The organism is Bradyrhizobium xenonodulans, assembly GCF_027594865.1.
In the GTDB taxonomy this organism is placed as follows: Bacteria; Pseudomonadota; Alphaproteobacteria; order Rhizobiales; family Xanthobacteraceae; genus Bradyrhizobium; species Bradyrhizobium xenonodulans.
This window is the reverse complement of sequence record NZ_CP089391.1, coordinates 5995369-6015607: the sequence shown is the minus strand read 5'-3', so window position 1 is coordinate 6015607 and position 20239 is coordinate 5995369. Positions and strand designations below refer to the sequence as shown.

Below are 20239 nucleotides of genomic sequence, written 5' to 3'. Positions count from 1 at the left end.
TGACATGAACAGCTCAAGCGGGACAGAAGAGTGGGCCAAGCCCTTCTCTTTACTATTCCTTTACCCTTCACCCTGCGCAATCGTGCGACGCGGTTAACGGATGCATTTTGGCCTGTGTGTGTGGATGAAGCATCACCCACCCCGCCACCTTTTCGACTTGTCGCGCGCCGATCAACGCTTTCTTAACGCTAAGGGCCGTTACTGAGAGATGAAGAGCCGACCCGCGTCCTGAGGCGGCCGAAGCGCATTTTTGGCTCGAAATCCCATGGCTGCCCGACAAATTCCCCTGGGAACACTGGGTTTGCGGCCCGGGATGACCGGGCTTGGTGACCGTGCTGGACGAGGGCTTTGTCGTGGAACCGCCGCGACGCGGAATTATTCGAGGCGTTATGGGCTTGTTCGTCCTCAATCGCGCATGGACGTTCGGCAGGCCTGGTGTCGGAAGGCCTGGTGTCGGAAGGCTTGGCGCATGAGCTCGGCTCCGCACATCCCCGTTCTCGGCCGCGAGGCCGTCGATCATCTCGCGCCGCGCGCGGGCGGGATCTATGTCGACGCCACCTTCGGTGCCGGCGGCTACAGCCGCGCCATCCTCGACGTGCCGGGAACCCGCGTGATCGCGATCGACCGTGACCGCACCGCCATTGCGGGTGGTGCCGAACTGGTCGAACGCTCCTCGGGCCGGCTGACGCTGGTCGAGGACCGCTTCTCCAATCTCGCCGAAGTTTGCGCGGCGCAAGGCGTCGATGCCGTCGACGGCGTCGTGATGGATGTCGGGGTCTCCTCGATGCAGCTCGACCAGGCCGGTCGTGGCTTCTCGTTCCGTCTCGACGGTCCGCTCGACATGCGGATGGGGCAGGCCGGGCCGACCGCGGCCGATGTCGTCGCGCGCGCCTCGGAAGGCGATCTCGCCGACATCATCTATCTCCTCGGCGAGGAGCGGCATTCGCGCCGCGTCGCCCGCGCCATCGTCGCGGACCGGCAGGAGACACCGTTCACGACCACGCGCGCGCTCGCCGATCTCGTCGGCAGGGTGGTGCGTTCCAAGCCCGGCGACATTCATCCGGCGACGCGGACCTTCCAGGCCCTCCGCATCTTCGTCAATGAAGAGCTCGAGGAGCTTCAGACTGCGCTGGCTGCGGCCGAGCGTGTGCTCAAGCCGGGCGGCCGCCTTGTCGTCGTCTCGTTCCATTCGCTGGAAGACCGCATCGTCAAGAATTTCCTTGGCCTGCGTTCCAAAACCGGCGGCGGCTCGCGGCATCTGCCCGAAGTGGCGCAAGTCGCTCCGAGCTTCCAGCTGCTGACGCGGCGGCCTGTCGTTGCCGGAGACGAGGAAGTTGCAAACAATCCGCGCGCACGGTCCGCAAAGCTGCGCGCCGCCGAGCGCACCCCGGCGCCCGCGCATGATGACGACGAGCCATCGTCCTGGCCCAAACTCTCCGACGTGATGAGGGGCGGCTAGCACATGCGCTTCATCCACCTCCTCGTCATCGGCGCGCTGATCTTCGCGGCGGCCTATGTCTACCGGATCAAGATGGACTCCACGGCGCGCACCGAGAAGGTGCTGCGGCTGCATGCGGAGATCCGCGAGCAGCGCGACGCGATCGCCTCGTTGCGTTCCGAATGGGCCAAGCTCGATGCGCCCTTGCGGCTGCAAGGTCTGTCCGAGCGGCATCTGCCGCTCAAGCCGGTCAACGGCACGCAATATGACCAGCTGAAGAACCTGCCGGAGCGTCCGCCGCGGATGTTCAGGCCGGGCGAGCCCGACCCGATCGGGGCCATGCTCAACACCATCGAAGCCGCAAGCGACCCGGATACGGTGACGGGCTCCGTATCCGAGTCCGAGGACAAGCAATGAGTGCTGCGACTCCGGCCAAGCCAACAGAACCCTGGCGACAGCGGCTGATCCGCAGCCTGCTTTACGGGCGCAATGTCGACCGCGCCGCGAAGGCGCGCGCGCGCGTCGGCCTCGCAATGCTCGCCTTTGCCTCGGTCTACGCCCTGATCGGCGGCCGGCTCGTGATGTTCGCGATCGGTGCCGACGCCCACAGCGCGCGCCGTGCTGCCGCGCAGGAAGTGGTTGCGACCGCGCGACCCGACATCGTCGACCGCAACGGTGCGATCCTGGCGACCGACGTCAAGGCGTCGAGCCTGTTCGGCGAGCCACGCCGCATCATCGACAAGGACGAGGCGATCGAGCTTCTGACCGCGACCGTGCCGGACCTCGATGAAGCCGAGGTGCGCGAACGCCTGAAGTCGCGCAAGGGCTTCGTCTGGCTCAAGCGCGAGATCACGCCGAAGCAGCAGCAGGACATCCACAAGCTGGGCATTCCCGGCGTCGGCTTCCTGCGCGAGAACAAGCGCGTCTACCCGACCGGCAACGAGGTCGCCCACCTCATCGGTCTCGTCAACATCGACAACCAGGGCATCGCCGGCATGGAGAAGTGGCTCGATAATCAAGGGCTCGCCGATCTCCACCGCGCCGGCTTTGCCATCGACCGCCTGCAGAAGCCGATTGAGCTGTCGGTCGATCTGCGCGTCGAGCACGCCCTGCGTGACGAGTTGCTGAAGGCCAAGGACAAGTACCACGCCAAGGCGGCGTCCGGGATCATCTCCAACGTCAAGACCGGCGAGATCGTGGCGATGGTCTCGCTGCCGGACTTCGATCCCAACAGCCCGAAGGAAGCGCACGATCCTGATCGCATCAACCGCCTGACCACCGGCGTCTACGAGATGGGCTCGACCTTCAAGGCCTTCACGCTGGCGATGGCGCTCGATTCCGGAAAGATCAACCTGAACTCGATGTGGGATGCGCGCGGAAACCTGCACTACGGCAAGTTCACCATCCATGACAGCCACTCGCTCGGGCGTTTCATCAACACCAAGGAAGTATTCACCTACTCGTCCAATATCGGCGCTGCGCGAATTGCGCTCGGCCAGGGCGTCGAGGCGCACAAGGCGTTCCTGGCCAAAATGGGCCAGTTGACGCGGTTGCGTACCGAGTTGCCGGAGAGCGCGGCTCCGCTGGTGCCGCGCCGTTGGGGTGAGTTGAACACGGTGACCATCGCATTCGGCCAGGGCCTCTCCGTGGCGCCTCTACAGGCGGTGATGGGCATCAACGCACTGGTGAACGGCGGCTATCTGATTCCTCCGACGTTCCTCAAGCGCAGCGAAGAAGAAGCCGCGGCGATGGCCAAGCGCGTGGTCAAGACGGAGACCTCCGACAAGATGCGCTATCTGATGCGGCTCAACGCCGAGATAGGCACCGCCAAGAAGGCCGATGTTCCCGGCTACTATATCGGCGGCAAGACCGGCACATCAGAGAAGGTCATCAACGGCCGCTATGCCAAGAAGCGGGTGCTCAACTCCTTCACCGCGATCATGCCCTCCGACGATCCGAAGTATCAGATTCTCATCATGCTCGACGAGCCACAGCCGCTGAAGGAGACGTATGGCTTCATCACGTCGGGCTTTAATGCGGTGCCGACGGGGGGCAGCGTCATTGCCCGCATCGGGCCGCTGCTCGGGATCGAGCCCCGTTTCAACCTGCCGCCGTCCGAGCGCCTTATTCTTGCAGCATCCAGGACAACCCAGTAATCAACCGGGGTGGCCATCGCCGGTGCTGATTCGGCTTTTCCTGACGATTCGGCTTTCCGGCGCGGCATGTCGACTGGAAGACCATGAAGCTGCGCGACCTTCTAGGCCAGAACGTTTTGAGCAATGATGCTGCACTCGAGCCCGCTGTCGCGGCGCTCGAGGTGACCGGCGTTGCGCTCGACAGCCGCGCGGTCAAGCCGGGCGATCTCTTCTTCGCGCTCGCGGGCAGCAAGACCGACGGCGCGCGCTTCGTCGATGCCGCGATTGCCGCAGGCGCGGTGGCGGTCGTCGGCGATCATGCGCCAGCCAGCTCCAGGGTGCCGTTCGTCGCGGTGGCTAATCCGCGCCGCGCGCTGGCGCTGGCGGCGGCGAAAATCTTCCCCGCGCAGCCCGCGACGATTGCCGCGGTGACCGGCACCAGCGGCAAGACCTCGGTCGCGGCGTTCACGCGCCAGATCTGGGAGCGGCTGGGGCACGCCTCCGCCAGCATCGGCACCATCGGTCTGGTCTCGCCGAAGCGCACGGTCTATGGCTCGCTGACGACGCCGGATCCGATAGCGCTGCACCGGCAGCTCGATGAGATCGCGCGCGAGGGCGTGACGCATCTCGCCTTCGAAGCGTCCTCGCACGGGCTCGACCAGTATCGCCTCGACGGCGTGCGCGTCTCCGCCGGCGGCTTCACCAATCTCTCGCGCGACCACATGGATTACCATCCGACCGTCGCGCATTACCTCGCGGCGAAGCTGCGTCTGTTCCGCGAGCTGGTCGCGCCCGGCGGCGCGGCGGTGATCTCGGCCGATCATGATTGCTCGGCGGAAGCGATCGATGCGGCGAAGTCGCGCGGCTTGCGCGTTATGGCCGTTGGCCGCGCCGGCGATGGGGCAGGCGAGGGTATTCGCCTTATGGGCGCGGACGTCGAAGGCTTTTCGCAAGTGCTCGCGCTCGAGCATCGCGGCAAGCGCTATTCCGTCCGGTTGCCGCTGGTCGGCGAATTCCAGATCGAGAACGCGCTGGTGTCGGCCGGACTTGCCATCGGCACCGGCAGCGATGCGGCCAATGTGCTTGCCAGCTTGGAACATCTCGAAGGCGCCAAGGGACGTCTGGAACGGGTCGGCGAGCGCAACGGCGCGCCTGTTTTCGTCGACTACGCGCACAAGCCCGATGCGCTGGCGAAGGCGTTGCAGGCGCTGCGGCCCTACGCCAAACGGAGACTGGTCGTCGTGTTCGGCGCCGGCGGCGACCGCGATGCCGGCAAGCGTCCGATCATGGGCGCGATCGCGGCCGAGAACGCCGACGGCATCATCATCACCGACGACAATCCGCGCAGCGAGAAGCCGGAAGCCATTCGCGCCGAAATCCTCGCCGCCGCAAAAGGCGCCCGCGAGATCGGCGACCGTGCCGCGGCGATCCGAACCGCGATCGAGGAACTTCAAGAAGGCGATGCACTGCTCGTCGCCGGCAAGGGACACGAGACCGGGCAGATCGTCGGCAGCGAGGTGCTGCCCTTCAGTGATCACGAGGCGGTCGCCGCCGCATTAGCGTCGAGGACGAGATGAGCGGGCCAATATGGACGGTTGCCGAGGTGGCGCGCGCGCTGGGCGCTGCCGGATCATTTCCGGACACGCCGATCGATTTCGTCACCCAGGACAGCCGGCTGGTGAAGCCGGGCAGCCTGTTCGTCGCGCTGAGCGGCACGCCGAGCGGCGGCTTCACCTCGGCCTTCGCCAGCGCGCGTGACGGCTGGGAGTTCGCGGACAAGGCGGAAGCTTCCGGCGCAGTCGCGATGATCGTGCCGCACGAGATCGCCGGCATCCGCATTCCCCAGATCGTCGTCAAGGACACGCTGATCGACGGGCTCTGGGGTCTCGCGCGGGCCGCACGCGCACGCTTCAGCGGGCCGGTGATCGGGCTCACCGGCAGCGCGGGCAAGACCAGCACCAAGGAATTCCTCGCGGCTTACCCCGGCGCCTATGCGAGCCCATCGAGCTTCAACAATTTCTGGGGCGTGCCGCTGACGCTGTGCAATGCAAAGCCCGATGCCAGCCTCTGGGTCGTCGAGATGGGCATGAACCAGACTGGCGAGATCGCGCGGCTCAGCGAATTGACGCGGCCGACGGTCGCGCTCGTCGTCAACGTCCAGCCCGTGCATCTGGAGAAGCTCGGCTCCCTCGAAGCCATCAGGCGCGAGAAAGTGTCGATCGCGCTCGGCCTGCCCGAGGATGGCGTGCTGGTGCTGCCCGCCGGACTCAAGGCGTCCGAATGGAAGGGCAAGGTGGTGCGTTTCGGCGAGCATGCCGAGGTGCACGAGGTCGCGCACGCGCCGCATGGCGAGAGCTGGCAGGTCGTGGCCATGATCGGCAAGAAGGAGATCGCCTTCAGCCTGACGCCGGGCGCGCCGCACCGCGTGCAGAATGCGCTCGCCGCGCTCGCCTCGATCCGTGCGGCGAACCTCGATGCGGCGACGCTCGCGATCAAGCTCGACCGGGTCGGCATCATGACCGGCCGCGGCGTCGAGCAGGCGGTCGGCGGCGTCACCGTGATCGACGACAGCTTCAACGGCAATCCGGCCAGCGTGGCTGCTGCACTGCAAAGCCTCCAGGCCCGCAACGTGACCGGTGGCCGCCGCATTGCGGTGCTCGGCGACATGCTGGAGCTCGGCGATGACGCGCCAACCTATCATACCGGTCTGGTCAAGCATCTCGAAGGCATCGACGGCGTCTACTGCGTCGGCCCCCTGATGCGCCACCTCCGCGACGTGTTGCCGGCTGGCAAGGCCCTCGGCTGGCACGACGATCCCGCCACGCTGAAAGCCAGCGAGGTCGCAAATCTGCTGAGGGCAGGCGATGTCGTGGTTGTCAAGGGCAGCAAGAAGATGTTCTGGGTCAACAAGTTTGTGCCGGGCCTAGTGGCCGCCTTGCAGGCAAAGGCGTAAACTGCTTGGAAGGCGCTGTTCCCGAATCCCACCTTGCGGCGCGAAGCCGGTCGTTTTCCCGGAGGTCGCCCGACCCCATGATGAAGACCAGCGAATGCGCGTGAGGCACGCCAGGATCAAGATCAAGGCTGCGTGCGAAAGGCGCCATAGGACCGTCTGAATGTTTTACTGGCTGATCGAGCTCTCCAACACATTTCCGGGCTTCGGTGCCGTCCGCACCTTCCTGAACGTCTTCCGCTACATCACCTTCCGGACCGGCGGCGCCGTCGTCACCGGCGCGTTGTTCGTGTTCCTGTTCGGACCCTGGATCATCGACCATCTGCGCATCCGCCAGGGCAAGGGCCAGCCAATCCGGACCGATGGCCCGCAATCGCATCTCGCCAAGAAAGGCACGCCCACGATGGGCGGCCTGATGATCCTGTCCGGCCTCACGGTCGGTACAGTGCTGTGGGCCAATCCGCTCAACCCCTATGTCTGGATCGTGCTGGCGGTGACGCTCGGCTTCGGCTTCGTCGGCTTCTATGACGACTATCTCAAGGTGACCAAGCAGACCACGACCGGGTTCGGCAGCAAGCTTCGCCTGCTGATCGAAGCGGCGATCGCGCTGGTGGCCTGCTATGCGCTGGTGCGGTTGAACCGCGATCCCGCCTCGACCGCGCTGACGATACCCTTCCTCAAGGACACCGTGCTGCATTTCGGCTGGTTCTTCGTCGTGTTCGGCGCCTTCGTCATCGTCGGCGCCGGCAATGCGGTGAACCTCACCGACGGTCTCGACGGCCTTGCCATCGTGCCGGTTATGATTGCGACCGCGAGCTTTGCGATGATCGCCTATCTCGCCGGCAACGCGGTGTTTGCCGATTATCTCCAGATCAAATATGTCGCGGGCACCGGCGAGCTCGCGGTGCTCTGCGGCGCGCTCTTGGGCGCCGGCCTCGGCTTCCTCTGGTTCAACGCGCCGCCGGCCTCGATCTTCATGGGCGACACCGGCTCGCTCGCGCTCGGCGGCATGCTCGGCGCAATTGCCGTCGCGGTGAAGCACGAGATCGTGCTCGCGGTGATCGGCGGTCTGTTCGTGCTGGAGGCGGTCTCCGTCATCGTCCAGGTGGTGTCGTTCAAGCTCACGGGCAAGCGCATCTTCCGGATGGCGCCGATCCATCACCATTTCGAGCAGCTCGGCTGGACCGAGCCGCAGATCGTGATCCGGTTCTGGATCATCTCGGTGATGTTGGCGCTGGCCGGCCTGTCGACGCTGAAGCTGCGCTGATGATTCCGGTCACATCCTTCGCCGGCAAGACGGTCGCGGTGTTCGGCCTCGGCGGCTCGGGGCTCGCCTCCTGCCACGCGCTGAAAGCCGGCGGCGCCGAGGTGATCGCCGCCGACGACAATGCCGAGAACGTCGCCAAGGCGGCGCAGGCCGGCCTCATCACCGCGGATCTGCGCAACGTCTCCTGGGCGAATTTTGCCGCACTCGTGCTCGCGCCCGGCGTGCCGCTGACCCATCCGGTGCCGCACTGGAGCGTACTGAAGGCGCGCGAGGCCGGGGTCGAGGTGATCGGCGACATCGAGCTGTTCTGCCGCGAACGGCGCCGGCACGCGCCGAACGCACCGTTCGTCGCCATCACCGGCACCAACGGCAAATCGACCACGACGGCGCTGATCGCGCACCTGACCAAGGTCGCGGGCTACGACACCCAGATGGGCGGCAATATCGGCACCGCGATCCTGTCGCTGGAGCCGCCGCGCATGGGCCGCGTTCACGTCATCGAGATGTCGTCCTACCAGATCGACCTCACGCCCTCGCTCGATCCCTCCGTCGGCATCCTGCTCAATGTCAGCGAGGACCACATCGACCGTCACGGCACCATCGCGCATTACGCCGCGGTGAAGGAGCGCCTCGTCGCGGGCGTGCAAGGAAGCGGCACCGCGATCGTCGGCGTCGATGACGGCTTTTGCCGCGACATCGCCGACCGGCTCGACCGCGCCGGCAAGAAGGTCGAGCGCGTCTCCGTCAGGAATCCGCTGGCGAGCGGCATCCATGTCGAGCATGGCACCATCGTGCGCACTGCGGGCGGTGCGCGCAGCGAGGTCGCAAAGCTCGGCGGCATCGGCTCGCTACGCGGCCAGCACAATGCGCAGAACGCCGCCTGCGCCGCCGCTGCCGCGCTCGCGATGGGCATCAGCCTGGAGGTGCTCCAGAACGGCTTGCGCAGCTTTCCCGGCCTCGCGCATCGCATGGAGCAGGTCGGCCGCTGCGGCAACGTGCTGTTCGTCAACGACTCCAAGGGCACCAACGCCGACGCTACCGCGCATGCGTTGTCGTCCTTTGCGGACATCTTCTGGATCGCCGGCGGCAAGCCCAAGGCCGGCGGCATCACTGGCCTCACCGGCTACTTCCCGCGCATCCGCAAGGCCTATCTGATCGGCGAGGCCGCGCAGGAGTTTTCGGGCACGCTCGGCACGCAGGTGGCGCACGAGATCAGCCAGACCCTCGACGTCGCCGTCGAACACGCCGCGCGCGATGCAGAGGCGTCAGGTCTCACTGATGCGGTCGTGCTGCTGTCACCAGCCTGCGCCTCGTTCGACCAGTACCGCAACTTCGAAATCCGCGGCACAAAGTTCCGCGAACTGGTGCAGGCGCTGCCGGGCGTGAAGCCGGTGGTGTAGGGCAGGTCACTGCCCTTTTGCTCCGCTGTCGTCGCCCGGCTCGACCGGGCGACCCAGTATTCCAGAGACCGCGCTTGAGCCGAGGGGCCGCGGCGTACTGGATGCCCCGCCTTCGCGGGGCATGACATTGTGTTGTGCGGCGGCAGCGGAGATCGTCTCCAACCATCCGCAATTCCTTAACCCCCCGGTAACCAACCTCGGCGACCAATGGACCGACCTCTGTCCGAAAGCGGCCGCCCATGCTCTCCCGTGAAGAACGCACCCCCTTTTCCGAGTGGTGGTGGACCGTCGACAAGCCGCTGATGGGCGCGATCCTGGCGCTGATGCTGACCGGCGTGATCCTGTCGCTGGCGGCGAGCCCGCCGGTCGCGACCCGGATCGGGCTCGATCCCTTCCATTTCTTCAGCCGCCACGTGCTGTTCCTCCTCCCGTCCTGCCTGGTGCTGCTCGGGGTCTCCTTCCTGTCGCCGCGCGCGATCCGCCGTAGTGCGCTGATCATCTTCGCAGCCAGCATCATCCTGATCGTGCTGACGCTCGCGATCGGCCCGGAGGTGAAGGGCTCGCGGCGCTGGATCACGCTGATCGGCGTCAACATCCAGGCCTCCGAAGTCGCCAAGCCTTCCTTCGTCGTCATCGCGGCCTGGCTGTTCGCGGAATCGACCAAGCGGCCCGAGATGCCCGCGACCTCGATGGCGCTGGTGCTGCTCTTGATGCTGGTCTCGCTGCTGGTGATGGAGCCGGATTTCGGTCAGACCATGCTGATCCTGATGGTGTGGGGCTCGCTGTTCTTCATTGCGGGCATGCGCATGATCTGGGTGTTCGGTCTGGCAGGTCTCGGCGCCGCCGGCCTGTTCAGCGCCTATCTGTTCGTCCCGCATGTCGCGGGCCGCATCAAGCGCTTCATGAATCCGGCCTCCGGCGACACCTTCCAGGTCGATACCGCCATGGAGGCCTTCTACAACGGGGGATGGTTCGGCCTCGGGCCGGGCGAGGGCATCGCCAAGCGCAGCCTGCCGGACAGCCACACCGACTTCGTGTTCGCGGTTGCCGCCGAAGAGTTCGGCATCATCCTGTGCCTTGCCATGCTGACGCTGTTCGCCTTCGTCGTCATCCGCACGCTGTCGCGCGCTTATGCCAATGAGGACATGTTCTCGCGCTTCGCCGCGTCGGGTCTCGCCATCCTGTTCGGCGTGCAGGCGGCGATCAACATGTCGGTCAACCTCCAGCTCATCCCTGCCAAGGGCATGACGCTGCCGTTCATCTCCTATGGCGGCTCCTCGATCGTGTCGCTCGCCTATGGCGTCGGCATGATGCTGGCCCTGACGCGCCTGCGCCCGCGCACCGAGGTCGAGGCCAGCGGCCATGCCGAGGCGATGCGGAGTTACGCTTAAGCCGTCATTGCGAGGAGCCCGCGACAAAATTGCGGAGCAATTTTGTGCTGGCGACGAAGCAATCCAGGCTGTCTCCGCGGCGGCACTCTGGATTGCTTCGCTTCGCTCGCAATGACGAGAGAGACGCTGTAAAACTCCCCCACCATGACCACGTCCCCCCTGATTCTTCTCGCCGCGGGCGGCACCGGCGGCCATTTGTTTCCGGCCGAGGCACTCGGCGTCGAGCTGATCCGGCGCGGCTTTCGTGTCCGCCTCGTCACCGACGAACGCGCGCTGCGCTATAGCGGGCTGTTCAGCAAGGACATGATCGACGTCGTCTCGAGCGAGACCGCGCGCGGCCGCAATCCGTTGCAGCTCGCTTATGCCGGCCTCACGCTGGCTGCCGGCACGCTCTCTGCGTATCGCCTGATCAAGCGGCTGACGCCCGTCGCCGTCGTCGGCTTCGGCGGCTATCCGACGTTGCCGCCGCTGGTCGCGGCAAAATTCGCCGGCGTGCCCGGCATCATCCACGATGCCAATGCCGTGCTCGGCCGCGCCAACCGGTTCCTGTCGGGCCGCGTCCGCGCCATCGCAACGTCCTTGCCCGGCGTGCTCGACCGCGATCCCGCACTATCGGGCAAGACCACGACCGTCGGTACGCCAATGCGGCCGGCGGTTCTCGCGGCAGCCGCCGTGCCATATGCCGCGCCCGAGGCGAACGGCCCGCTGCGCCTGCTCGTCGTCGGCGGCAGCCAGGGCGCACGCATCATGGCCGACATCGTGCCCGGCGCGATCGAGCGGCTCGAGCCTGCGCTGTGGAGCCGGCTGATCCTGACCCAGCAAGTCCGCGACGAGGACATGAGCCGCGTCCGCGCGGTCTACGACAAGCTCAAGGTCAATGCCGAGCTGGCGCCGTTCTTCAAGGATTTGCCCGCGCGGCTTGCCTCCAACCATCTCGTGGTGTCGCGGTCCGGCGCCGGCACCGTGGCCGAGCTCGCCGCAATCGGACGGCCCTCGATTTTGGTGCCGCTGCCCGGTTCGATTGACCAGGACCAGTTCGCCAATGCTGGCGTGCTGTCCAAGGTCGACGGTGCCATCCGCATCCCGCAGACCGAGTTCACGTCCGACCGGTTGGCGTCAGAGATCTCCGCCTTCGCCGCCGAGCCCGCGCGCCTCGCGGCCATGGCCACCGCTGCCCGCGGTGCCGGCCGGCTCGATGCCGCCGAGCGGCTCGCCGATCTCGTGGTCAAAGTCGCTGGAATCTGACGCGAAAAAGCCCTTGTCTTCGTCTTCCAAAGCGGGGCATCCAGTAGGAACGGCGCGGCTGATTTGGCCGTGACCTTCGCCAGATGCCGCCTTCTCCGGCGGCGAGGTCAGGGAACAGAGCATGAGACTGCCGCGCGAGATCGGACCCATCCACTTCGTCGGGATCGGCGGGATCGGCATGAGCGGCATCGCCGAGGTGCTGGTCAATCTCGGCTATGCCGTGCAGGGCTCGGACGCCTCCGACAACTACAATCTCGACCGCTTGCGCAAGAAGGGCGCGAAGGTCTCCGTCGGCCACAAGGCCGAGAACGTCGATGGCGCCGAGGTCGTGGTCGTGTCCACCGCGATCAAGCGCGACAATCCGGAACTGATGGCGGCGCGCGAGCGGCGCATTCCCGTGGTGCGGCGCGCCGAGATGCTGGCCGAGCTGATGCGGCTCAAGAGTTGCATCGCCATCGCCGGCACGCACGGCAAGACCACCACGACCACGATGGTCGCGACTCTGCTCGACGCCGGCGGGCTCGATCCCACCGTGATCAACGGCGGCATCATCAATGCCTATGGCTCCAACGCGCGGCTCGGGGCCGGCGACTGGATGGTGGTTGAAGCCGACGAGAGCGACGGCACGTTCCTGAAGCTGCCGACCGATGTCGCGATCGTCACCAATGTCGACCCCGAGCATCTCGACCACTTCAAGACCTTCGAGGCCGTGCAGGACGCGTTCCGAAACTTCGTCGAGAACCTGCCGTTCTACGGCTTCGCCGTGATGTGCATCGATCATCCCGTGGTGCAGAGCCTCGTTGGCAAGATCGAGGATCGCCGCATCATCACCTACGGCGAAAACCCGCAGGCCGACGTGCGGTTCGTCGATCTGACCCCGATGGGCGGTGGCTCCAAGTTCAAGGTTGCGTTCCGCGATCGCAAGACCGGCGCCGTGCACGAGATCGCTGATCTGATGCTGCCGATGCCGGGGCGCCACAATGCCTCCAACGCGACGGCCGCGATTGCGGTCGCGCGCGAGCTCGGCGTGTCCGACGATGCGATCCGCAAGGCCATCGCCGGCTTCGGCGGCGTCAAGCGCCGCTTCACCAAGACGGGTGAATGGAACGGCGTCACCGTGATCGACGATTACGGCCATCATCCCGTCGAGATCGCCGCGGTGCTGAAGGCGGCGCGGGAATCCACCAACGGCAAGATCGTCGCCGTGGTGCAGCCGCATCGCTACACCCGCCTGCAATCGCTGTTCGAGGAGTTCTGCACCTGCTTCAACGACGCCGATGCGGTTGTTGTCGCCGACGTCTATGCCGCCGGCGAAGCGCCGATCGACGGCATCGACCGCGACCATTTCGTTGCCGGCCTGCGCGCGCACGGTCACCGCGAGGTGGTGCCGTTGCCGGGGGCATCGGAGCTTGCGGGCATCGTCAAGGGCGTGGCGAAGTCGGGTGATCTCGTCGTGTGCTTAGGGGCCGGCAACATCACGCAATGGGCGTATACACTGCCGGACCAGTTGAAGGCGCTGGGGTAGGGCGGTGAGCTTCCCCGACATCACGCCAGACCTCAAAGCCGCGATGCCGGAGTTGCGCGGCCGGCTGCTGGCGAACCAGTCGCTCGCCGAGCTCACCTGGTTTCGCGTCGGCGGTCCCGCGCAGGTGCTGTTCACGCCGGCGGACGAGGACGATCTCGCTTACTTCCTCGCGCATCTCGCGTCCGACGTTTCCGTCTATGTCGTCGGCGTCGGCTCCAATTTGATCGTGCGCGACGGCGGCATCGCGGGCGTGGTGATCCGCCTTGCGCCGCGTGCCTTTGGCGACGCAGTCGCGAGCGGTGACGTCGTCACCGCTGGAGCGGCGGCGCTCGACAAGCGCGTGGCGGAAGTGGCCGCGAGCGAGAATATCGGCGGGCTCGAATTCTACTTCGGCATTCCCGGCACCATCGGCGGCGCGCTGCGCATGAATGCGGGCGCCAATGGCGGCGAGACCAAGGACGTTCTGATCGAGGCGCGAGGCGTCGGGCGCGACGGCACGAAGCATGTCTTCTCCAATGCGGACATGAAGTTCGTCTATCGCAACAGCGGCGTCGATCCCTCCATCATCTTCACCTCCGCGCGGTTTCGCGGCGAGATCAGGGATACCGATGCGATCCGCGCGCGCATGGCGGAGGTGCAGACCCATCGCGAGACCGCGCAGCCGATCCGCGAAAAGACCGGCGGCTCGACTTTCAAGAATCCGCCCGGCCATTCCGCCTGGAAGCTGGTCGATGCCGCCGGCTGCCGCGGCTTGCGCGTCGGCGGCGCGCAGGTCTCGCAGATGCACTGCAACTTCCTGATCAACAATGGCGATGCCACCGCGCACGACATCGAGACGCTGGGCGAGACCGTGCGCGAGCGGGTGAAGGCAAATTCCGGAATTGAGCTACACTGGGAAATCAAGCGGATCGGAATTCCCGGCTAATTTGGACAGGCGACGAGAGAACATGCGCATCACCATCCTCTTCGGCGGCTCCAACCGGGAGCGTCTGGTTTCGGTCGCCTCGGCCCAGGCTCTGCATCAGGCGCTGCCCGAGGCCGACCTCTGGTGGTGGGACGTCGAGGACAAGGTGCATGTGGTGCAATCGAAGCAGCTGCTCGAACATGCCCGCCCGTTCGAGGACGAGTTCAAGCCCGGCACGTCGGGCATTCCGCTGGAGCAGGCACTCGACCGGGCCAAGGCGGAAGGGCGCGTGCTGGTACTCGGCCTGCATGGCGGGCGCGCGGAGAACGGCGAATTGCAGCTGATGTGCGAGGCGCGCGGCGTGCCCTTCACCGGATCGGGCTCGGCCTCCTCGCATCTCGCCTTCGACAAGATCGCGGCCAAGCATTTCGCCGCGCTCGGCGGCGTGACGCCGCCTGAAAACATTGCGCTGGACAAGATCGACGAGGCCTTCGCCGAATACGGCCGGCTGATCGCAAAGCCGGCGCGCGACGGCTCGAGCTACGGCCTGATCTTCGTCAACGCCAGGCAGGATCTCGTCGCCGTCCGCAATGCGGCCCAGCATGAAGACTATGTGATCGAGCCCTACGTCGCCGGCGTCGAGGCCACCTGCGGCGTGCTGGAACGCGCCGACGGCTCGATCGTCGCGCTGCCGCCGATCGAGATCATTCCGGGCGAGGGGAGTTTCGACTACGCCGCAAAATATCTTCTGAAGTCGACCCAGGAGATCTGCCCCGGGCGTTTCGCACCCGAGATCACCGCCGCGCTGAAGGAGCAGGCGATGCTGGCGCATCGCGCAATGTCCTGCACCGGCTATTCCCGCTCGGACTTCATCGTCTCCGACAAGGGCCTGGTCTATCTTGAAACCAACACGCTGCCCGGGTTGACCAAGTCGTCGCTCTACCCCAAGGCGCTGAAAGCCGAGGGCATCGCATTCGTCGACTTCCTGCGCGGCCTGGTCGAGCTCGCCGGGCGGGGCGTGCGGAAATAGTTAGGACTGGTTAACGGCCGAACCGGCGAAATGGCCCGGTTTGGGGTCCAAATCCGGTAAAATGCCGGAGATCGCGGCATAAATGCCTCACTGGCCTCGGCAAAACGCATCCGGCGTTAACGAACTTTACCTTTTGTTTACCAGGACGTCCGAAGGTTAACGCTGGCGGCGCATATGGCGTTTTGGCTGCCGGCGCGTGAGCTGTCCCGGGTGATGTCACCTCCAGCGAACGCTTTGATGGGGAGAGGCTTCTTCTGCCGAAGACCAGCACCCGGCCCGGCAAGACCGAGACGTCACATTCGCCAGGACCCGCGCGGTATCGCGGGAAAACTGTTGACGAGCTCGTGCAATGGATCGTGCAGGAAGCCTCACCCGGTCGCTTTTCAGATCGCTGAGGCCCCAAGCTGACCTGAAGGCGGCCGCTATCGGAGCGGTCGTGCTTCTGCGCGAGTGGGTGCAGGACAAGCACGCTGAAAAGCGCGCTGCTGCCCAGAACAAGATCAAATCCAGGACCAAGGCCAGGCCCGCCATCGAGCGCGAGCCGCCGCCGCGCGTCGTCGCGCTGGTCGAGCGCTATGCGCCGCGCCGGGTCGGGATCACCATGACCGTGCTGCTGCTGATGGGGAGCTGCGGTTTCGGCATCGTCAAGGGCGGCCATCTCCAGGATTTCATCACGGCGGTCAGCGATACCCGCAATGCGCTGGCCAATTCCGCCGGCTTCCGCATCACCTCCGTCGTGATCAACGGCCGCAAGCAGCTCAGCCAGGACGAGATTCTGGCGATCGGCGGCGTCAGCGGCCGTTCCTCACTGCTGTTCCTCGACGCCGACGCCGTTCGCGACAAGCTCAAGGCCAATCCCTGGATCGCGGATGCGACCGTGCTGAAGCTCTATCCGGGCCAGCTCATGATCGAGCTCACCGAGCGCAAGGCGTACGCGCTGTGGCAGGAAGCCGGCCGGCTCTCGGTCATCGCCGACGACGGCGCCGTGCTCGAGCCCTATGTCTCGCGCCGGTTCCTGTCGCTGCCGCTCGTCGTCGGCAAGGGCGCCGACACCCAGGCGCGCGATTTCCTGGCGCTGCTGGCGCGCTATCCGCAGATCAATTCGGTGACCAAGGCCGCGATCTATGTCGGCGAACGGCGCTGGAACCTGAGGCTCAAGGACGGCCTCGACATCCGCCTGCCCGAGCAGGACGTCGGCAACGCGCTGGCGATGCTGTCGAAGCTCGACAAGGAGGACAGGCTGTTCTCCCGCGACATCGTCGCCGTCGACATGCGCCTGCCCGATCGTCTGGTGGTGCAGCTGTCCGACGACGCCGCCAAGGCGCGCGAGGACCTGTTCAAGGACAAGAAGAAAAAGAAGGCCGGGGACGCCGCATGACCGGTCTCGATCGCACCCAGACGCCGAAGACGCGCCCGATGCCGCACAAGCGCGGCGGCCTCGTCGCCTGCCTCGATATCGGCACCAGCAAGATCGCCTGCATGATCGCGCGGCTGAAGCCGTCGGCGCCGAGCGACGCGCTGCGCGGCCGCACCCATGCGGTGGAACTGATCGGTTACAGCCAGATCCAGTCGCGCGGCATGAAAGCCGGCGCGGTGATCGATCTCGGCGAATGCGAGCAGGCGGTCCGCCAGGCGGTCGGGCTTGCGGAGAAAATGGCCAAGGTGCGGGTCGAGTCCGTGCTGCTGTCGGTTTCCGGCGGCCGGCTTTCCGGCCAGCTGGTTGAAGCCGCCGCCGACATTCGCGGCGGCGCCGTGACCCCGGCCGATGTCAGCCGCGTCACCTCCACCGGCATGCGCCATGCCACCGGCGAGGGCCGCACCGTGCTGCACGCGCTGCCGGTCGGCTACACGCTCGACGGCGTCAAAGGCATCCGCGATCCGCGCGGCATGGTCGCGCATCAGTTCGGCGTCGACATGAACGTCGTCACCTGCGACGCCACCGTGGCGCGGAACCTGATGCTGGCGGTGGAGCGCTGCCACATCAATGTCGAAGCCATGGCGGCGAGCCCCTATGTGGCCGGCCTGTCGGTGCTGACCGACGACGAGGCCGATCTCGGCGCGGCCGTCGTCGAGATGGGTGCGGGCACCACCACGATTGCGGTCTATTCCGGCGGCCGCTTCGTGCACGCGGCCGGTTTTGCGGTCGGCGGGCAACACATCACGATGGATCTTGCGCGCGGACTCTCGGCGACCATTGCCGATGCCGAGCGAATCAAGACGTTATACGGGACCGTCATCACCGGCGGATCGGACTCGCGTGAGCTGATGTCTGTGCCGACGGCCGGTGACGAGCAGGATCTGCCGCAGATCGTCTCCCGCGCCACCATCGCCAACATCGTCAAGCACCGTGCCGAGGAAGTCTTCGAAATGGTTCGGGACAAGTTGAAGGATTCGCCCTTCGCCTCGGAGCCCAACGGCCGCGTCGTGCTCTCGGGCGGGGCCTCGCAGCTCACGGGTCTCGTCGAACTCGGCACCCAGATTCTCGGCCGGCCCGTGCGGGTCGGACGTCCGCTCGGTTTTGGCCGGCTGCCCAACGAGGCGAAGAACGCCGCGTTCGCGGTGCCGGCCGGGCTCCTCGTCTACCCGCAATATGTTCACCACGAACATGTCGAACCGCGACATACGCGGCAGCAGGTCAGGACAGGGACGGGCGGCTATTTTGGAAAGGTCGGACGATGGCTACGCGAGGGCTTCTGATGAACCGGTTCCGCAATCTTCGAATTTCACCAACTCCCGCGGCCGACGGCCGGGGCGAACCCACGCGCGCGTGATCGAGAGGCAAACATGACCATCAGCATCAATGTTCCTGATATTCACGAATTGAAGCCCCGCATCACCGTGTTCGGCGTCGGCGGCGCCGGTGGCAACGCCGTCAACAACATGATCACGGCGGGCCTCCAGGGCGTCGACTTCGTGGTCGCCAACACCGACGCGCAGGCGCTGACGATGTCGAAGGCGCAGCGCATCGTGCAGATGGGCACGGCGGTCACGCAAGGCCTCGGCGCGGGTTCGCAGCCGAACGTCGGCGCGGCGGCGGCGGAAGAGGTGATCGACGAATTGCGCGACCATCTCTCCGGCGCCAACATGGTGTTCGTCACCGCCGGCATGGGCGGCGGCACCGGCACGGGTGCTGCTCCCGTCATCGCCAAGACCGCGCGCGACATGGGCATCCTCACCGTCGGCGTCGTCACCAAGCCGTTCCACTTCGAAGGCGGCCGCCGCATGCGCACCGCCGAAGCCGGCATCAACGAGCTGCACAAGGTGGTCGACACGCTGTTGATCATCCCGAACCAGAACCTGTTCCGGGTCGCCAACGAGAAGACCACCTTCGCCGATGCCTTCGCGATGGCCGACCAGGTGCTCTACTCGGGCGTCGCCTGCATCACCGACCTGATGGTCAAGGAAGGCCTGATCAACCTCGACTTCGCTGACGTGAGAGCGGTGATGAGGGAAATGGGCAAGGCGATGATGGGCACGGGCGAAGCCTCCGGCGACAAGCGCGCGCTGACCGCTGCTGAAGCTGCGATCGCCAACCCGCTGATCGACGACAGCTCGATGAAGGGCGCCAAGGGCCTTCTCATCTCGATCACCGGCGGCAAGGACCTCACCCTGTTCGAGGTCGACGAAGCCGCGACCCGCATCCGCGAGGAAGTCGACCAGGACGCCAACATCATCGTCGGCGCGACCTTCGACGAAGCGCTCGACGGCCTGATCCGCGTCTCGGTCGTCGCCACCGGCATCGAGCAGGCTGCGATCGCCCGCAACAGCCAGGCCACCAGCGCCCCGGTCGCGAACGCAGCGCCGCAGCAGATTCAACAAGGGCAGCAGGCTCCCGCTGCTCCGGCCGCGGCCGCCGAGAGCCGTCTCGCCGACCTGACCGCACGTCTGCGTGCCGACAATCAGCGCATGGCCGAACGCGCCCAGAAGTTGGAAGGGCAGATCCCGGCCGCAGCACCGGCTCAGGCTGCCGCCCCTGTCGCGCCGCGTCCGAATGTCGAGCGTGCCGCGCTTGCCGCCATCGCGGCTGCCGTTGCCGAGGTCCCGCAGGCATCCGCCCCGCAGACCTATGGCGACGTCACCGTGCGCCCGATCGCGCAGAAGCCGACCCTGTTTCCGGAGCCCGACATGGCCCCGGTCGCGATGCAGGAGCCGATGACGCCGGATACCTTCATCCCACCGCAGGCCGAGCGTGCGCCGGTCCGTGCACCGCGGATGCCCCGTATCGACGAATTGCCGATGCCGGCCCAGAACGAGCTTCGCCAGGCCCGCGGCGAGGCTGAAGAAGAGACCCCGCAAAAGACCCGCCTGTCGCTGCTGCAGCGCCTCGCCAATGTCGGCCTCGGCCGCCGTGACGAGGAGAGCGAGCCGCCGGTCGCCGCCCGCACCGCGGGTCCCGCGATGCCGCCGCTGCCCGATCGTCGCCCGCAGAAGAGCGTGGCACAGCAGATCGCGGCCAGCGAGCCGGTATCTGAGTATGCCCGCCGTCCCGCGCCTCAGGGCCTGGACGTGCATGGTCGCCCGGCTCCTGTTGCACCGGCGCCACAGGGTGACGACCATCTTGATATCCCGGCCTTCCTGCGGCGCCAGGCGACCTGAGGATTGTTACAATAAGGCAGACGAAAAAAGGTCCCGGCGGGAAGCTTGCCGGGACCTTTCCTTTTGTCCCGTGCATATCCGGATTGCACGCCCAAACAACTGATTTTAAATCATTAATTACGTATTCGATGGTTCAGTAAAACTGCCGATAACGGTCCCAAACCGAGGTGCAATTTGGTTAAGCCTTGGCGCGAATACGGCGGGTTTGGGGTAACAATCGGTAAAAAAGCGTGAGTTGGCGCTGTTTGGGGCAGTGACTATGGTTTGCCGTGACTTGGGGATACGGAGATTCGGAAGCGTCGGCACTGGCCGACCAGGCGGGTCTCGTATAAGTCGCAGTGGGTCGTAGTGGGGCGGG

The 20239-nt window shown here is 66.0% G+C and carries 15 protein-coding genes; all 15 read left to right on the top strand.

Features of this window, described 5'->3' with window-relative positions; translation table 11 throughout:
* Window positions 1-469: 469 nt before the first annotated feature.
* The 15 genes from rsmH to ftsZ all read left to right on the top strand — a co-directional run bounded on the left by rsmH (window position 470) and on the right by ftsZ (window position 19881).
* On the top strand, window positions 470-1459 hold the full coding sequence (rsmH, locus tag I3J27_RS28550) for a 16S rRNA (cytosine(1402)-N(4))-methyltransferase RsmH (RefSeq protein ID WP_270162208.1): 990 nt from the start codon (window positions 470-472) through the stop codon (window positions 1457-1459).
* Window positions 1460-1462: 3 nt separating this feature from the next.
* A complete protein-coding gene (gene ftsL, locus I3J27_RS28545) occupies window positions 1463-1855 on the top strand; it encodes a cell division protein FtsL (RefSeq protein WP_270162207.1) in 393 nt (130 codons plus the stop codon).
* Window positions 1852-3594, top strand: coding sequence for a peptidoglycan D,D-transpeptidase FtsI family protein (locus tag I3J27_RS28540; protein ID WP_270162206.1), 1743 nt, complete (start codon window positions 1852-1854; stop codon window positions 3592-3594). The genes ftsL and I3J27_RS28540 overlap by 4 nt, the downstream gene beginning before the upstream one ends.
* Before the next feature lie 83 nt (window positions 3595-3677).
* Window positions 3678-5150 carry a UDP-N-acetylmuramoyl-L-alanyl-D-glutamate--2,6-diaminopimelate ligase gene (locus I3J27_RS28535; protein WP_270162205.1) on the top strand — a complete coding sequence of 491 codons (1473 nt, stop codon included), beginning with the start codon at window positions 3678-3680 and terminating at the stop codon, window positions 5148-5150.
* Window positions 5147-6526, top strand: coding sequence for a UDP-N-acetylmuramoyl-tripeptide--D-alanyl-D-alanine ligase (locus I3J27_RS28530; protein WP_270162204.1), 1380 nt, complete (start codon window positions 5147-5149; stop codon window positions 6524-6526). The genes I3J27_RS28535 and I3J27_RS28530 overlap by 4 nt, the downstream gene beginning before the upstream one ends.
* A 160-nt stretch (window positions 6527-6686) precedes the next feature.
* Window positions 6687-7790: a phospho-N-acetylmuramoyl-pentapeptide-transferase gene (gene mraY, locus I3J27_RS28525; RefSeq protein WP_014492955.1), complete on the top strand. Its 1104-nt coding sequence runs from the start codon at window positions 6687-6689 to the stop codon at window positions 7788-7790.
* Window positions 7790-9190: a UDP-N-acetylmuramoyl-L-alanine--D-glutamate ligase gene (gene murD, locus I3J27_RS28520; protein ID WP_270162203.1), complete on the top strand. Its 1401-nt coding sequence runs from the start codon at window positions 7790-7792 to the stop codon at window positions 9188-9190. Before mraY ends, murD begins: the two co-directional genes overlap by 1 nt.
* Before the next feature lie 239 nt (window positions 9191-9429).
* A complete protein-coding gene (gene ftsW / locus I3J27_RS28515) occupies window positions 9430-10581 on the top strand; it encodes a putative lipid II flippase FtsW (protein ID WP_270162202.1) in 1152 nt (383 codons plus the stop codon).
* Window positions 10582-10725: 144 nt separating this feature from the next.
* Entirely contained in the window at window positions 10726-11826 is a 1101-nt protein-coding gene (murG, locus tag I3J27_RS28510) for an undecaprenyldiphospho-muramoylpentapeptide beta-N-acetylglucosaminyltransferase (RefSeq protein ID WP_270162201.1), read from the top strand.
* A gap of 121 nt (window positions 11827-11947) precedes the next feature.
* A complete protein-coding gene (murC, locus tag I3J27_RS28505) occupies window positions 11948-13351 on the top strand; it encodes a UDP-N-acetylmuramate--L-alanine ligase (RefSeq protein WP_270162200.1) in 1404 nt (467 codons plus the stop codon).
* Between the two features lie 4 nt (window positions 13352-13355).
* Window positions 13356-14276 (top strand): UDP-N-acetylmuramate dehydrogenase, encoded by a 921-nt coding sequence (gene murB, locus I3J27_RS28500; protein WP_270162199.1) that lies wholly within the window; start codon window positions 13356-13358, stop codon window positions 14274-14276.
* Between the two features lie 22 nt (window positions 14277-14298).
* The gene (locus tag I3J27_RS28495; protein WP_270162198.1) at window positions 14299-15285 is read left to right on the top strand and encodes a D-alanine--D-alanine ligase family protein; all 987 of its coding nucleotides are present in this window, start codon (window positions 14299-14301) and stop codon (window positions 15283-15285) included.
* Between the two features lie 349 nt (window positions 15286-15634).
* The gene (locus I3J27_RS28490; RefSeq protein WP_270162197.1) at window positions 15635-16663 is read left to right on the top strand and encodes a cell division protein FtsQ/DivIB; all 1029 of its coding nucleotides are present in this window, start codon (window positions 15635-15637) and stop codon (window positions 16661-16663) included.
* On the top strand, window positions 16660-17982 hold the full coding sequence (gene ftsA / locus I3J27_RS28485; protein ID WP_270162196.1) for a cell division protein FtsA: 1323 nt from the start codon (window positions 16660-16662) through the stop codon (window positions 17980-17982). Before I3J27_RS28490 ends, ftsA begins: the two co-directional genes overlap by 4 nt.
* An 87-nt stretch (window positions 17983-18069) precedes the next feature.
* Entirely contained in the window at window positions 18070-19881 is a 1812-nt protein-coding gene (ftsZ, locus tag I3J27_RS28480; RefSeq protein ID WP_270162195.1) for a cell division protein FtsZ, read from the top strand.
* Window positions 19882-20239: the final 358 nt, after the last annotated feature.